A 15,394-nucleotide genomic window follows, 5' to 3' on the forward strand; every position below is an offset into this window, starting at 1 on the left:
CCCTTTCATTTATAAATTCAATTCGTTATGCGTTATCGTCTTGAGTCAAAATCTCGTAGCCCGGCAGGGTGAGGAAATCCACCAGCTCATCTGCCGTGGTGATCTCTTCCAGCAGCACGGCCGCCTGAGTAAAGCTGCCGTGAGTGAAGCGGTCCGGCCCCACCTCGAGTTTGACGTTGGCCAGCTCTTCCACCAGCATCTCTTTGAACAGCGCCTTAGTCACCAGCTTACCGTTTGAGAGCTTCTGCTCATGCTGGATCCACTGCCAGATAGAGGTACGTGAGATCTCTGCCGTGGCGGCATCTTCCATCAGTCCGTAGATGGGCACACAGCCGTTACCGCGGATCCAAGCCTCGATATATTGCAGCGCGATACGAATATTGAGTCGCATGCCCGACTCGGTGCGCTCGCCTTCACAGGGCATCAGAAGATCCCTTGCCAGAATCGGCGCATCCACATCGCGGGTGATATGCAGCTGGTTGACATGATCCTCACCAATATACTCGTTGAAGATCCCCATGGCGGTGTCGGCCAGGCCGGGGTGGGCCACCCAGGTGCCGTCGTGGCCATTGCGTGCCTCAAGTTCTTTATCACCGCGAACCTTGACCAATACGGCCTCGTTTTGCGCCAGATCTTTTGCTGGAATGAAGGCCGCCATCCCCCCCATCGCCAGGGCGCCACGCTTGTGGCAGGTCTTAATCAGCAGGCGCGAATAGGCACTCAAAAATGGCTTATCCATGGTGACCGCCTGACGGTCGGGCAGAATGCGGTCGCTATGCTTCTTCAGCGTCTTGATGTAGCTGAAGATGTAATCCCAGCGGCCACAGTTGAGCGCGACTATGTTGGAGCGCAGCTCATAGAGGATCTCCTCCATCTCAAACACCGCGGGTAGCGTCTCGATGAGACAGGTACACTTGATGGTGCCAGGTGTCAGGCAGAAACGTTCTTCGACGAAGGCAAACACCTTGGCCCACCAGCGCGCCTCGACATGACTCTCGAGTTTAGGAATATAGAAGTAAGGTCCACTGCCCTTCTCTAGCAACTGACGATAGTTGTGGTAGAAGTAGAGACAGAAATCGAACAACGCGCCAGGGATCGCCTCGCCATTGAAGGATACATGCTTCTCCTTTAGGTGCAGGCCACGTACGCGAGCAATAAGCACGGCAGGATCGTCATTCAGCGTATAATGCTTACCTGTCTCGGGGGCCGTGTACTCTATCTCACCGCGTACGGCATCACGCAGGTTGATTTGTCCCTGAATCACCTTAGTCCAACTAGGAGCCAGCGAGTCTTCGAAGTCGGCCATAAAGACTTTAACGTTGGCATTGAGGGCGTTGATGATCATCTTGCGATCCACAGGCCCTGTGATCTCGACGCGTCTATCTTGTAGATCTTGCGGAATGCCGCGGATCTGCCAGTCACCGTCTCTGATGGCACGGGTCTCTGGTAAGAAATCGGGCAAGGCACCATTATCGATCAAAGCCTGCTTCTGCGTGCGCATCTCCAGCAGCTTAGGCACCTCAGCCGCAAACTGCTCACACAAGACCTCAAGCAAACTCAGTGCACCTTCATTAAGCACTATCTCTTGCCCTGGTACTGGCGCTCCCAGGATAGACAATCCCGTCTCTAGCTGATGTTTATTCATTACCTGTTCAGTCATCCCGATATCTCCCAAGCGCTAACTTATCGCCCAATCCCAATTGTTCCGTCGCTACCACACCTTGCGGTGGGTACATACAGCTTGAAACACCTCTCAGGGGTTACAAATGTACGTTTTGAACAAAACCTACTAACAAACTGTTGGGATTGCAACAATACCATCGGCGAGAAAAACAACAAAAACAGCAGATTCAAGCGGCAAAAAATTGGTAAGACCAAAACAAAGAAGTAGGCATATAACATTGATTAAGAACAAGTTATATAGCACGCCAAGTATGGTGCAACGACATATACCGAAAATTGTCTGACAAATGAACCAGAAACCTCTTAGTGAAAGTTATTACGTAATTTTATTACTTTCAGGAACTTTTTCTGTACACAGCTCGAGCGTTATTCCATGCAGAAAAAAACAGCACTCCGTTTTGCTTTACTCGCAAGGAAAGCAATAAAAAACCATAAAATTCAGGGGAATATATAAAGTTCAACCCAAAAACAAATCAAACGCATGTTTTAATTTGACGTTTACGTAAACGGCAAAAGAGATACCACAAGGCCGTTGTCACAATTTGGTAACGTTTGTCGATCAACATCAAAATTTTTTTTGGTTTACTGCAAAAATAATTAAAAAAAACCGAATAAATTGCATACTTAACCTCTTCCATATGCTCATCATTCAGATCTGCTCCAATGAGCCGCCAACCACCTAGGCCACTCACAATCAGCCGCCCGCGCAGATTAAGGGAATGCTCTCACCAGTGAGACATAACAAATCAATGACAAAGCTAAAATCAGGAACTTTAAGGGGTATTCAGCGCAATCAGAGAAACCTTCATCTAAGTTATAAGCGCGGCGTCAGCAAAGAAATGTCCCAAATCAAAGTGGTGACGTCAGATAACTCAAGATCCAGATTGCTAAAGCCATAAGCTTCTTAGGATAAGGGAGGTATGAAATGAGCTTAGAGACACACCAAGCATCGCCAGCACATTGCTGAAATTCTGGTAGATGGATAGTAGGCAGAAAGTGTATGAGAAGCCCTTAATGGCGCTCAGTAAGAAAGGTAACTGCTTTTACGGCCATGGAAGCTCAGGTGTTGCGCGGTAGATCCATTAGGCATTGACCGCGTTGTTCGCCTGCTGCGGCATAGCCGTCATATTAGACCGATACATCACAACACAGTTACGACCATTGCGCTTGGCCTGATACATGGCCATATCGACCCGTTTCATCAGAGGATCTAGGCTGAGATCCTCCTCGACACTGGTGCAGACGCCAAAACTGGCGGTAATACTCAAATCACTATAGTGTGGCCGGGTCTGAATCGCCTCTATCGCGGCGCGACACTGTTTAGCAAGCTTTAAGGCGGCCTGTTCATCGGCATAGGGTAAGAAGATAGCAAACTCTTCGCCCCCCATGCGCACAAAGAGATCCCGCCCCTTCAAACTTGGCGACACGGCATCGACGACACGGCGCAGTGCCCAGTCTCCCGCACTATGGCCATAGGTATCATTAATCTCCTTGAAATGATCTAAGTCGAACATCACCACGCTAAATACACTACGATGAGCCAACACATCGACAAACAGATTTTCGGCAAAGTCTTGGCCTGTACCTCGGTTTAGTACTCCGGTCAAAGGATCTCGTTGGGAGATGCGCTTATACTTGCGCTTCTGCACAAACATGGAAGCACCAAAGATAACCAGGCAGATGGAGCACCCGATGGCGATCATCAACGCCATACTCTCGTTATATCTCTCCAGCTCAACCACCTTCTGCTGCGCCGTATAGAGTGCCCTATCCTGATTCAGCATCTTAATTTCGCGAGCCTTCTCGGCATTCTCGAATTTGGCCATCTGGTAGGCATAGGCCTTTGCCTTGGTTTCATCTATGACGGCTTCTCTAAGCTGGAGGTACTTATCCAGGTAGCGGTAGGCCTGCTGGTAGGCTCCTTCCAAGGCCAGGGCATCGGCCATCACCTTGAAGGCGCGTTTCTTCGCCCCTATCACACTGGGGTCATCCTCGATATCTATCACTTGCTGAGCATATTGTTTGGCTCGCTCCAGCTCTTGCTTCATCAAATAAGTTTCGGCGAGTAAGGAGCTTACATCATTGATCTCTAACTGAAATTTGAATGCCTTATACTCACTATGTGCCGACAGAAACAGGTTTTCGGCCTGTTGCAGCTCGCCTAGACGGAGGTGTGATGTGCCCTTGCCCTTGTCGGCCATGGCGACGATCAGCGGAATATTGTGTTCGCTACAGAAGGTGCGGGTATCGGCAAATAACTGCTTTGCCTCGTGATAATGAGAGAGCTTTAACTCCCCTGCCGCCAAAAACATCTGGGCGTAGCACTGCTCTTTAGGCGATGTCTCTCGGCTCAGGCCATATGCCAGCGAGGCATAACGTTTCACCTCATCATAGACTTCGAGATCCAGATAGAGGTTAGCCAACCGCAGATAAGAGGTCATCTTAATGGTGACGTCATCTATCTGCTCGATACGGTCGAGATTCTTCGCCATGGCATCCAAGGCACCCTGATACTTCTTCATGGCGATCAGCGCGGTAGCTTGATAAAGGTATATAGAATTTTGAATCTCGGGAGAGTGGCTCAGCTGTTCGGCCTGAATAAGTAGGTTAAAGGCGTGCTCGTAGGCACCGTTATACATCTCCTTGTTACTCTCTAGCGTGAGCACCCTAGCCCTCTGCTCACTGCTTAGATGTTGGGAGTTATCTTTAAGATAGGCAATTACCTCAGACGACTTGGCAGGCTCTGCAATCAAGGAAGCTTTTAGCTCATCGATAACCGCGTCGTAATCGACATCGCTCGCCATCAGGGGAGCGCAAACCACAATCGAAAACAGCCAAGCCAAAAAGAGTCTGAGGTAATGCATATAGATAGTTATCGGTTACTTGCTATCATCAGGGTTGGTGATAATTAGATAGGACTTTACTTCGCTGGTGTCACCGGAGAGCGACGAGAGCTGCTCCTGATCGCCCGATAACACCACCTGGATCTCCTTATCCGTCAATCCGTTGGCCTTCATTACCCCCTCTGGGTCGGCCTTGTAAGCCTCTAACAGTGCGGCATCCGAACCTAACTTCTGAAAAAAGTCACTTAGCTTAGACATATCATTCTCCATTGTTATCTAATAACACTAGTTGCTAGAAATAAGTTTGACCACCCCAAGGCTGACCAAACTTAATCCAAGTTAATTACCCCATATGCTCTTCGGAAATTCCCAGTTTAGCCAATATCTTATGATTCACTTTTAGAGGCATGGCCGGTGGAATTAACAGAGTGGTAATAGGTGTTAACCTTGCATCGGGCAAGGCCTTGAGTAACAGGCGTTCAATTCGGGGCGCCTGAGTCGGTAAATTCGGCGCTTCATACAGAATGACTTCATGGTCTAAGGGGTACCATTCACTAAGCTGCTCCACCAAGACCCTTAGACAATCTGAGTTGGTATGGAACTTAGTGAGCGTGTGCTCACCGGCAATGGCAATCTGCCAAAGCAATAGGTGGGTAGAAGGATCGGGCGTATGACAGTAAAACATAAACTGGCTAGCTTCGAAGCTCTGGTGCCCCGACTGGCCAGGATCGATACCCACATCGGCCCATAGGCAGGCTTCGGCCGAGATCCCAGGTTCCATCTTAGCCTCGAAACCCTCTTCGCGCGCGTGGCGAATGGCGATATGGGACACACAGGCAAAGACGCCAGGATGACCATACAGGGCACACACGACTCGCTTACCCGCCCTCACCTCGGCCAAAATCGCCTCGACCATCTGCTGGTAGGTATCACGGCGACTCTTGATCTCTTCCCCCTGGGCATAATAGCGATGCAGTGATCGGACATCATGATTCATGCTCTCAAGCCACTGGAGGGCAAAGGCATCGGGAACCAAAGAAAAAACGACATCGGCCAGCTCGATATAACTCTTGCTTAGCACGGTTATCTGACCACCCAGGTTTAGACCCGTGCCAACGCAAACTAAACTGCCTCTAGTGTAGGCTTCACCCATTGTTGATGCTTCCGTCTATTGCCTCGGGTAACAAACCAAAATTTGCTCCCTAACCTATTGCTGCTTCTCCGATCACGGAAAAAGCCGTTGCCATAAAGGTGTAAACCAAATTAACTTACCACAAATCGGGATAAAACAAACACTAACAATTAATTAGTCAGCCATTTTCATCACTCGCTCACTGTTTCGTCTGCTTTACTTGCTCAAATTTCACCCATGCCGACGAAACTAATCGATGAAGCGCCTGTCAGAACTATTCACACTCCGCTTGACGCCCGGATCATCAAGGTCATAGGCGATACGCAGACGAGATCCAGAAAACGGCGATAGCGCTTGTCAGCATAGGGAGTGCTTGGGTATCATGGCCGACAGATTTTTAGGGAAGTAGCGCATTCAATGACCATCAAAAAACATAGTATTACTCTATTAGGCGCAGCGGCGCTGTCTCTTTCATTAAGCGGGTGCAGCGTGTTTGACTGGCTGATCTATAAGCCTGACGTGCCGCAAGGCAACTATATGGAGAAGCAGCAGGTCGAACAACTCAGAATAGAGATGACCAAAGAACAGGTCGAATATATCTTGGGCCGTCCCGTACTCAGAGACAGCTTCTCGGACGACACCTGGTACTATGTCTATCACTACAAGAGTGGTCGTGACGCCAGCATCACCCATAAAGAGTTGGTTCTGCACTTTACCAACGACAAGCTCTCTAAGGTCGATGGCGACTATGAGCTGGCCGCCGAGTTTAACACCCCGCTGGATCAGAGCTCGCTACCAGAGCTGGGCACGGCAAAAGGCGACCTAGAACCGCTAAATCCTGAGCAGCGTCCCGATACCAAACCGCTAGTGGAAGAGAAGAAAGCGCAAGAGCTCAACGAAGTTAAAGAGTTTGAATAAGCGCTTTGACTAACGCTAGGCTAACGTTACGTCTTGGCGTTAAGATGAAAAAAGGGTCCTAAGCATTGCTTAAGACCCTTTTTACTATTTGACCTATCACTCTCTCTGCTGTTTATCCCATCGCGTAGCCAATTTGGCACCGCTTATCGATCCAAGATGCTCCCACGCGAAGATAAAACCAGTTAGCTCACCTTAGCCCCTGTGGTCTTGTTGGCGCGGCCCTCATTCTTGGCCTTTTCTGCGCGTTGACGACGCACATCTTTAGGATCGGCAATTAGCGGGCGGTAAATCTCTACTCGCTGCCCAGGCTCTAACACCTCATCATGCTTCACCGCACGGCTAAAAATACCTAGCTTTACCTTCTCCAGATCGATCTCAGGAAAGAAGCGGCAGATATCGCTTTGCTTCACCGCCTCGATACAGCTGGTGCCCGGCGACACCATGACGCTGATGCGCTTCTGCTGGGTCGGCAAGGCATAAATCACTTCAACGGCAAACTTATCTTGATCGCTCATCTTACATCCTAGGAAGATTAAACAGCTGTTAGTTGTATATCACTTTGGCGCGGCTGGTGAAGGCGGTCACCATAGAAGACATCAGCTCTTTGAACACCTTACCGAAGGCCATATCTGCTAGCGAACTGGAAAACTCGAAGTTAAGCTCAAAGTCCACCTTGCAGGCATCTTCCGTCAACTCGGTAAACTCCCACTGACCATGTAGATGTTTAAAGGGGCCGTTCTCCAGTGCCAGCTCAATCCGCTTGCCCGGGATCACCTGATTGCGTGTGGTAAAGGTCTTGCTAATCCCCGCCTTGGATACATCGACCGAGGCCACCATGGTTTTACCATCAAACTCAAGCACCTTTCCGCCAACACACCCCGGCAGAAACTCCTTATAGGACTCCACATCGTTGACTAACTCGTACATCTGCATGGCACTAAAGCGCACTAATACGCTACGGGAAATCTTGGGCATATGACTGTTTAACCTGAAACCTTGGCCGTGACACCATAAAGCAAAAAACCGATTTTAACATGCTCGAAAGAAAGGGTCACCTCGCCCGGCACTCAAGCCTAGCTCAAAAAAACACCACCTCGACCCATTTACGCAGGCAAATTAAACAAATAATCGCACGAGCCAATTCCAAATTGGTTAACCGCGCGTATAATAGCCCTCCTATGGCTAAGAAAAACGCAAAAAAATCAAAGAACCCACCGGCGACGATTGCACGTAATAAACGCGCAAACTTCGACTATAAATTTGAAGAGAAATTTGAAGCCGGCTTGTCCCTGATGGGATGGGAAGTGAAATCGATCCGAGTCGGTAAGGTAAACCTGTCTGAGAGCTATGTGTTCCTCAGAGACGGTGAGGCCTACCTGTTTGGATGCACCATCACGCCGCTCAATACCGCATCGACACACGTGGTATGCGACCCCATGCGCGATCGTAAGCTGCTGCTTAACCGCAGAGAGCTGGATAAACTACAGGGTCTGGTAGACCGTCAAGGCTACTCTATCGTGCCTATCTCCATGTATTGGCGCAAAAACGCCTGGGTGAAGCTCGAAATCGGCCTGGGTAAGGGTAAGAAAGAGCACGATAAGCGCGACGATACCAAAGAGCGCGAATGGAAAATTGAAAAATCTCGTACCATGAAGCATGCCGTTCGATAATACTCGCTGTTATTCAGCGACTTGTCAGGCATAAAACGTACGGATAACGAACAATCGATAGTAACCCCTGTGATTAATCCTTGGAGATCGAGGACCTCGCGGGTTACAATCGACATTGTACTGGGGGCGATTCTGGATTCGACAAGATTCACGAAACCCTAGGAGCATGCCGAGGGGCGGTTGGCCTCGTAAAAAGCCGCACAGTTATAGTTGCAAACGACGATAACTACGCTCTAGCAGCTTAGGCTAGCTAGCCATCTTGCTCACGTTTCTCAAATGGGCAGAGTATTAAGATGGTCACCTTTACATTTGATAGCGAGGGAACCATGTTCAGGGGTGAACCGCGAAACAGTACTGAACTCGCCAATAACAATCCTGTCTTTCGGAGTGTTGTTGGTTAACCAATAGAAAGACTAAGCATGTAGCGCCGAGGATGTAGGCTTTTTGGACGCGGGTTCAAGTCCCGCCGCCTCCACCACACACCTAAAGGACTGATTCCATAACGGTTTCAGTCCTTTTTTCTTATCTGGAATTGACTCTTTTGTGCTACAAGTTGTGCTACAGGAGTCCATTCCATGCCCCCCCTTCCAACGTATCTTTATCAGAGAAATCATACCTGGTGGTATAGACAACGCCTTCCCACTAGGAGTATAAATACGTCATTGAGGATATCTCTTAGAACTTCTGACTATCCAAAAGCCAGAACATTAGCGTTACTTCTCAATAGTTTCATTCGCAGACGAAATGCCGAATTATTCGGTAACTGTTTGAGTACAAATCATGTAGCCGCCGCATTAGGTGGAGTTGCTGGGTCCACTGAGCCCAATAATCGCAACTACTGGCTGGGTCTTGAGACAACCCTAAAGTCAACACATGAGGATTCTCAAATGACGTCTACCTATGAAACACTAAAAAATCAGGTTCAAACTATCATCCATCATTACCACCAAATGGAGCTTGGCGATTGGCAATCCGCACCAAGAGAAGAAGGTGAATATGTCGAATGGATTGAGAAGTTATGCCTATTCAAAAGCCTATCGACCGAAGCCTCAAGGCTAAATCGACTAGAGCAATCCCAGCGACTTGTAAAAGAGTACTTTTCCGAGTCAGGGCAGTTATTGCCTGATGAATCTGAATTACAGCCTTTAGTACGCCAAGTCTGCGATAAACTTCCGTCCATCTATCAATCCCTTTTACACCATAAACCACTCTTTACAACTAAAACTCACTGTGCGGAAATCACTTCCGATTCCGCTTTGGGAACTGAACCCGCGTCCAATAAAACGTTATCCGAAGTGATGCAGGAATACCTATCAGAAAACCAGCAAAAAGGCTGGAAAGCCAAGACTATCAGGCAGTATCAACACACCTTGTTTATTTCGTTAGAGCGACTTGGAGATCTCTCAGTTGCAGCACTTACACGTAGCCAAGGTCGGGAGTTACGAGCCACCCTACCGCGACTCATCAAGGGGAAGTACCAAGCTGATATTACGCGAGATGGGCTTCAAGCTTGCCTGACTGACGATGACGCACTCAAAATATCAGTCACCACCGCAAATAACCACATGAACCGCTTAAGGGAGTTTTTTCGCTGGGTTGAATCGATGGGCTACATCAAGTTAAATCCAATGCCCGACGATAATCTCCCTACGCCTAAGGTATCGAAACAGGCCAAACGAGACCCCATCACTGACAACGAAGCCAAACAGATCTTTGCTCACTCTCTTTTTAGCGAACTTAAGGGCACTCACACTAAGAAAATTCAGCATCCAAGCCACTTCTGGATGCCTCTGATAGCAGCCTATAGCGGTATGCGTTTAGGGGAGATTTCCCAGTTACTCGTTGATGACATTAAGCAAATCAAAGAGGTGTGGTGTTTCGTTGTCCAACAGACACGGGATGACCAGTACCTGAAAACACCTAACGCAGCTCGTGTTATTCCGATCCACTCAGAATTGCTCAGAATCGGCTTGATTGAATATGTCGACTATGTAAGAAGTCACTCTGGTCAAAGGCTATTTACCAATATCCGCTTGATCCAAGGTAACTACAGCAATAAGCCAAGTGAATGGTTCATCGAGCACTTCAGGGATCGTCTAGGGTTACCCAAGCACGTTACCCCTCATGCTTTCCGTCATTCATACCGAGACAAACTTAGCCGAATGACTGCTAATCCAGAGCATATCGCTCGTTTAATTGGTCATGCGGGGAATCAGTACGGTGGACTTCTAGCGGATGATGTATCTCATCTCCTACCGCTCGTTAACGGCGTTAACTATGACGGTGCTACAGCTCATATCAAACCAATTGCACCAGATATCTTTCACAATGCTCCTGCCGCAGTTGTCTCTGAAGAGGAGTCAGCATAATGAATACTCCTAGAATCCCCGCATATCGCTATTCAGTTCGCTTTGAACAAGCAGTAATGGCCAATGGTTGGAAACCGCTGTTACGGCAAGACTATCGCTTCGAAGATATCTATCAAGAAGCATTACAACACCATTATGCTACCTGTCCCCCTCTAGTAAAGATGCGAACGCTTTACAGTAAGCTGCATAATGCCAACGGGCGCTACGCCCAGTGGATGAAAAGAGCAATTGCCGCAGCAATTAAAGCAGGCGTACTTAAGGACGACGACTTTCCAAACACCAAGAACCCCAGATACATTCGAACACTACATGTCACCTTTGCCATGTTACTGCTCGCCTATGGTCCAAACGCAGCTTACAACCGCACACACCTAGAAAAACTTGCTAAGTACACAGGGTTTCCAGCCCCTATAACCAAGCGAGCAAGAGCCGAGGAAAAGTTTGCTATCAAACTGAAATCATTAACCGAGGAGTTAGATGCACGGCATAGAAACATTGACTTTCGCTTTGATCAGCAGGTACCTATCGCTTCCCACATCGTGGACTTTGTGATCACCGTTACCAAGGAGTATCAGACATCAGTAGTCGTCAACAAATTTGTCATTGAATTTGATGAAGAGTATCACGGTTCCATTAGACAAAAACGCAAGGATAGGGAGCGTGATACTGAACTGGAGGCATTGGGCTACAAGGTCATTCGCTTGGGTAAGCAGAACGCACAAGAATGGCTAGGTACTTGCTATGAAATCTGTTATCCACTGCATCTTCCATCGGCTATTCAAGAGCAGATCAACTTGCTCATCAAAACGCATCCTCGCACGGGCAAACGGTTTATTCCACCGACTAACTTGGATGTATGCTTAGAATACCTACAAACCATCGGGGCGATTAAATCAAGGTCGAAACAACCACTGGTCGATATCGCCAATTTCTTACACCAAAACGGTGTTTCATCGAAACGAGCAAGGCTCCAATACCAAGGCAAGGAAATGAGGGTATTGGTTATTGAGCATGAGGAAGACAACTAATGTGCAATTGTTCCAAAAAAAGTGGCAAAACGAGTGACAATTACCGGTACCGATGACAATTTATAGTCATTAATTATCAATAGGTTATCGATTTTGTTCCACTAAACCAATAAATTTTCGTAGAAATACACTGTATATAGCCCTAGGGACTACACCCTTTTCTTTATATGCACATGTATAACGCTCAGTCCCCTTATCCCAAAGGGATTTAAGCAAAACGTCCAAAATCAAAGTGTCGGACCATGGTAAGTAACAGTCCGACACTTTCATACCTTGTACCTGATTAAATATCTGAATTGGACTAAGGCATAAGAATCTTGAGGAAAAACAATTACTCAGGAGTCTAACCATGTTATCCAAACACACTAATCCACTATCTGAAACACCCGATGATAACGTAGTCAGAGAAGCTATTGCTATTCTGGAAGCCCGTTACGGCCAACAAACTGAACCACACCAACCATTCAACTCTCCGGTCATCACAAAAGACTATCTTAAATTGCGTATGAGTGACTACCAACGGGAAGTCTTTGCCGTCATGTTACTGGATAGTCAGCATCGGCTTATTCGCTACGAGGAGCTGTTCTACGGCACCATAGACGCAGCCGCTGTATACCCCAGAGAAGTCGTTAAGCTAATACTCGCTAGGAACGCCGCAGCGGTAATATTCGCCCACAACCACCCATCGGGTTGCCCTGAACCATCAGATGCAGATAGACGGATCACAGTGCGTCTAAAGGCGGCATTAGCAACCATAGACATCCCTGTACTTGACCATCTGGTGATTGGTCATCTGGACGTTGTATCATTCGCCGAGCGGGGGTGGATATGAGAGACAAATCGATTTTCATCAACGCTCAACCAGCAAGACGCTGGCTTCCCGTTACCAGAATGCTGGTGGCACAACTTATGGCCTTACTTGCAGAGAAACCACCAGCCACCTTGCAGACTGGCGTAACGCTCAACTTTCGTGCCCCTGATTATTCACCTGAATCAGGTGGTATTCATCCTGTCGAGATCCGCATAGAGCCCTGCCCTACGAACAGCGATTGGCACATCTGCTACATCACTGACTTTGGCTACTTTGGCCGCCCCTACCCTGAGCTGGAAAAGGATATCGACTTCAACTTCACCACCGGACAGGGGTATCAGGCATTTGTTGGTATTCATCCCCTTAGAAACTTCAGCGGTATCTATCGGATATGGGAAGCCAACTTCCGCAGCTATCTGAACAACGATACGTTTCAGATAACCATCACTTGGGATTAACCCACCAATGCAGCAAGAAGGACTGTAAGACCTTTATGCTGCCGATTAGATAACAAGGAGAATCATCATTAACGAACTAATGAAGCAGGTCGCTAAAGCCGCACTACTGACCATAGTGCCAATCTTAATCCAAGCATTCGCTGACGAATATCTGTCAGGTGAAGACCCTTGGGTTAACCACCAAAGTAACCATGGCCTAGATGACGAGGATAACGAGAAGGAGATTTCCTGAGTCCTCGCCGTACAGGTCAATAGACCAAGCCCATGTGACATAGCAAAAAAGGAAGCTTAAACCATGTCACATGGGTCCCTTTCCGACTTTTGACACGTTTAGTCAGTGAACCTAGACCCTAATGACCAACTAAGGAGACCATGATGGCAACCATTGGATATGCCCGAGTATCAACCACAGGACAAAGCCTAGATGCCCAACTCGCCGCCCTGAGTCCATGCGATAAGGTGTTTCAGGAGAAAGTTAGCGGTGCTAAAGATGACCGGCCACAACTCACCTTAATGCTAGAGTTTGTACGTGAAGGTGATTCAGTTGTAGTGACCAAATTAGACAGGCTGGCAAGAAACACCCGACACTTACTGGAAATCGCAGAGTTTCTTGCCACTAAGAAAGTCACCCTGAAAATCCAAAACCTAGGGATTGATACAGGTACGCCAACCGGAAAGTTAATGCTAACTATGGTCGGTGCGATAGCCACGTTTGAGCGAGAGTTAATGTTAGAACGACAAGCTGAAGGGATCGCTCTAGCAAAGCAACGTGGGAGCTATAAAGGACGTAAGCCCATCGCCATGCTCAAACGAAACCAAGTGGTGGTCATGCTGCAAGAAGGCATACCAAAAGCCGAGATTGCCAAGCGTACAGGCATTTCCCTATCAAGTGTGCAGCGAATAGCGAAAGACCAACGAAAGAAGACATGATGAAGTCACAATGGAGATCATCTACCAAGTTGACTCCATAGTGCCTTTTCACAAACTTCTCATACTGAATGAGCTTGAGGTTAGTTAGCCACAAGAATGAATTGTCTGAAGTCCTTTGGTTTCGCAAGAGACTTTATAAGAAGTAAATGATAGAATCCAAAGGACTTTCACCTAACCAAAATGGAGTTTAAATGGTTCCAGTTATTAGCGTGTTTAACAATAAAGGCGGCGTTGGCAAAACTACATATTTGTTCCATGTAGCTCACCTACTAGCTAAAAAAGGCAAACGAATCTTAATGGTGGATCTCGATAGCCAATGTAACCTTTCCTCATATTGCTTAAAGGATGAGCAATTAAGTGAGGCTTGGGAAGAAACCGGAAACAGCATGTACCGTGTTGTTGAGCCAATCTATAGAGGTTTAGGTGACTTTCGCGAATTAGCTCCAATGCAATTCAATACCCAGTACCCCACTCTTTTTCTTGCCCCAGGTGATATAGCACTGAGCAACTTTGAAGATAGATTGGGTGATTCTTGGAACGCCGCACGAGGCGGCTCTGAACCAGATATCAGGGTCCAATCGGCGATCCACAGGTATATTCGATGGGCATCTAAAAATGTCAATGCTGATGCAGTATTTGTTGATTTAGGACCAAACTTGGGAGCACTCAACAGGGCTGTTCTCGGTAGTAGTGATTACTTCATTGTACCGATGTCACCAGATTTGTTCTCAATAAGAGGCACAGAGAACTTAGGTAACAAAATGCTTAACTGGAACGATGGCTGGGTACAGTGTCAAGAAGCATGGAAAGCCAGAGGTACTGTTGATATAGACATACCTAAAGGAGCTCCTAAGTTTTTAGGTTATGTAAAACAACAACATAACATTAGAAACAACCAAAAAGGAATGACTCTAGGGTGGCAAATATTCGGCAATAGAGTTGACGGAGCAATCAGAGAGAATGTAGTAGAGAAGCTTCAGCCAAGAGGACAAGTGTTCGAGTGGGATGGTAAAGATTTAAATTGGCATCTAGGTGACATCCCAAACCTTCATAGTCTTGTACCCTATTCATTAGAAGCGAAAAAACCTGTTTTCGACTGTACAGGTCGAGATAAGCTTAGAGGTGCTCACATCACTAAAGCCCGAAAGTCAGCAAGTCATTACAAAGGAATTATTGAACGTCTAATGCATGTCATTTAATAAATGCCTGTGCTACATTCTGTGCTACATAACCCACTGTCGGTTCCAGAAAGAAATCAGGTAGTTAGGTAATGGGGGTTTGACATAAGCCGCCTCCACCAATAAAAGGATTAAAGACGTCTCAGGACGTCTTTTTTTCTGCCTACCGCAGTCTAAAATCAACAACTTAGCTCACACTTTAGAACAAGGACGTCCGAAGGAAGCTTGAGTTTATTGGAACACAGATTGTAGTGGCATAGTGAATTTGGCCACCTGAATAGACGAAGTGATAGACTCACTTCTGGAAAAAAGGTGGTAGAAATGAAGAACACAAGACCGACATTCAGTGCAGAGTTCAAATTAGAAGCTGCGCA

General features: G+C 47.3%; 14 protein-coding genes and 1 other RNA gene. 9 read left to right on the plus strand and 6 right to left on the minus strand.

All coding sequences use genetic code 11. From position 1 onward, the window contains the following. Positions 1 to 25 precede the first annotated feature (25 nt). From aceB to GNT65_RS19195, 4 genes are all read right to left on the minus strand, one after another. Entirely contained in the window at positions 26 to 1,660 is a 1,635-nt protein-coding gene (gene aceB, locus GNT65_RS19180; RefSeq protein WP_160798804.1) for a malate synthase A, read from the minus strand. Between the two features lie 1,105 nt (positions 1,661 to 2,765). Next, a complete protein-coding gene (locus GNT65_RS19185; protein WP_160798805.1) occupies positions 2,766 to 4,487 on the minus strand; it encodes a GGDEF domain-containing protein in 1,722 nt (573 codons plus the stop codon). 75 nt (positions 4,488 to 4,562) lie between these two features. Then, positions 4,563 to 4,784 carry a hypothetical protein gene (locus GNT65_RS19190; protein ID WP_160798806.1) on the minus strand — a complete coding sequence of 74 codons (222 nt, stop codon included), beginning with the start codon at positions 4,782 to 4,784 and terminating at the stop codon, positions 4,563 to 4,565. A gap of 85 nt (positions 4,785 to 4,869) precedes the next feature. Then, positions 4,870 to 5,679, minus strand: a complete 810-nt coding sequence (locus GNT65_RS19195; protein ID WP_160798807.1) for an SAM-dependent methyltransferase — start codon at positions 5,677 to 5,679, stop codon at positions 4,870 to 4,872. 396 nt (positions 5,680 to 6,075) lie between these two features. Between GNT65_RS19195 and GNT65_RS19200 the strand changes: the two genes are divergently transcribed. Beyond that, positions 6,076 to 6,576, plus strand: coding sequence for an outer membrane protein assembly factor BamE (locus GNT65_RS19200; RefSeq protein ID WP_160798808.1), 501 nt, complete (start codon positions 6,076 to 6,078; stop codon positions 6,574 to 6,576). 182 nt (positions 6,577 to 6,758) lie between these two features. Here the strand turns inward: GNT65_RS19200 and GNT65_RS19205 are convergent, their stop codons facing one another. Next, positions 6,759 to 7,091 carry an RnfH family protein gene (locus tag GNT65_RS19205; protein ID WP_160798809.1) on the minus strand — a complete coding sequence of 111 codons (333 nt, stop codon included), beginning with the start codon at positions 7,089 to 7,091 and terminating at the stop codon, positions 6,759 to 6,761. 28 nt (positions 7,092 to 7,119) lie between these two features. Further along, positions 7,120 to 7,551 (minus strand): SRPBCC family protein, encoded by a 432-nt coding sequence (locus tag GNT65_RS19210; protein WP_160798810.1) that lies wholly within the window; start codon positions 7,549 to 7,551, stop codon positions 7,120 to 7,122. Positions 7,552 to 7,754: 203 nt separating this feature from the next. Between GNT65_RS19210 and smpB the strand changes: the two genes are divergently transcribed. From smpB to GNT65_RS19250, 8 genes are all read left to right on the plus strand, one after another. After that, positions 7,755 to 8,246, plus strand: coding sequence for an SsrA-binding protein SmpB (smpB, locus tag GNT65_RS19215; protein WP_160798811.1), 492 nt, complete (start codon positions 7,755 to 7,757; stop codon positions 8,244 to 8,246). A 122-nt stretch (positions 8,247 to 8,368) separates the two neighbouring features. Then, positions 8,369 to 8,724: a transfer-messenger RNA gene (ssrA, locus tag GNT65_RS19220) on the plus strand. 409 nt (positions 8,725 to 9,133) lie between these two features. Further along, positions 9,134 to 10,615 carry a site-specific integrase gene (locus GNT65_RS19225; RefSeq protein ID WP_160798812.1) on the plus strand — a complete coding sequence of 494 codons (1,482 nt, stop codon included), beginning with the start codon at positions 9,134 to 9,136 and terminating at the stop codon, positions 10,613 to 10,615. After that, a complete protein-coding gene (locus tag GNT65_RS19230) occupies positions 10,615 to 11,643 on the plus strand; it encodes an endonuclease domain-containing protein (protein ID WP_160798813.1) in 1,029 nt (342 codons plus the stop codon). Before GNT65_RS19225 ends, GNT65_RS19230 begins: the two co-directional genes overlap by 1 nt. 349 nt (positions 11,644 to 11,992) lie before the next feature. Next, on the plus strand, positions 11,993 to 12,475 hold the full coding sequence (gene radC / locus GNT65_RS19235; protein ID WP_160798814.1) for a RadC family protein: 483 nt from the start codon (positions 11,993 to 11,995) through the stop codon (positions 12,473 to 12,475). Positions 12,476 to 12,552: 77 nt separating this feature from the next. Beyond that, a complete protein-coding gene (locus tag GNT65_RS19240; protein ID WP_244952233.1) occupies positions 12,553 to 12,912 on the plus strand; it encodes a DUF2787 family protein in 360 nt (119 codons plus the stop codon). A gap of 375 nt (positions 12,913 to 13,287) precedes the next feature. Next, a complete protein-coding gene (locus tag GNT65_RS19245) occupies positions 13,288 to 13,842 on the plus strand; it encodes a recombinase family protein (RefSeq protein WP_160798815.1) in 555 nt (184 codons plus the stop codon). A 191-nt stretch (positions 13,843 to 14,033) separates the two neighbouring features. After that, entirely contained in the window at positions 14,034 to 15,041 is a 1,008-nt protein-coding gene (locus GNT65_RS19250) for a ParA family protein (RefSeq protein ID WP_160798816.1), read from the plus strand. Positions 15,042 to 15,394: the final 353 nt, after the last annotated feature.

It is taken from the genome of Shewanella insulae (genome assembly GCF_009831655.1).
Classification (GTDB): Bacteria; Pseudomonadota; Gammaproteobacteria; order Enterobacterales; family Shewanellaceae; genus Shewanella; species Shewanella insulae.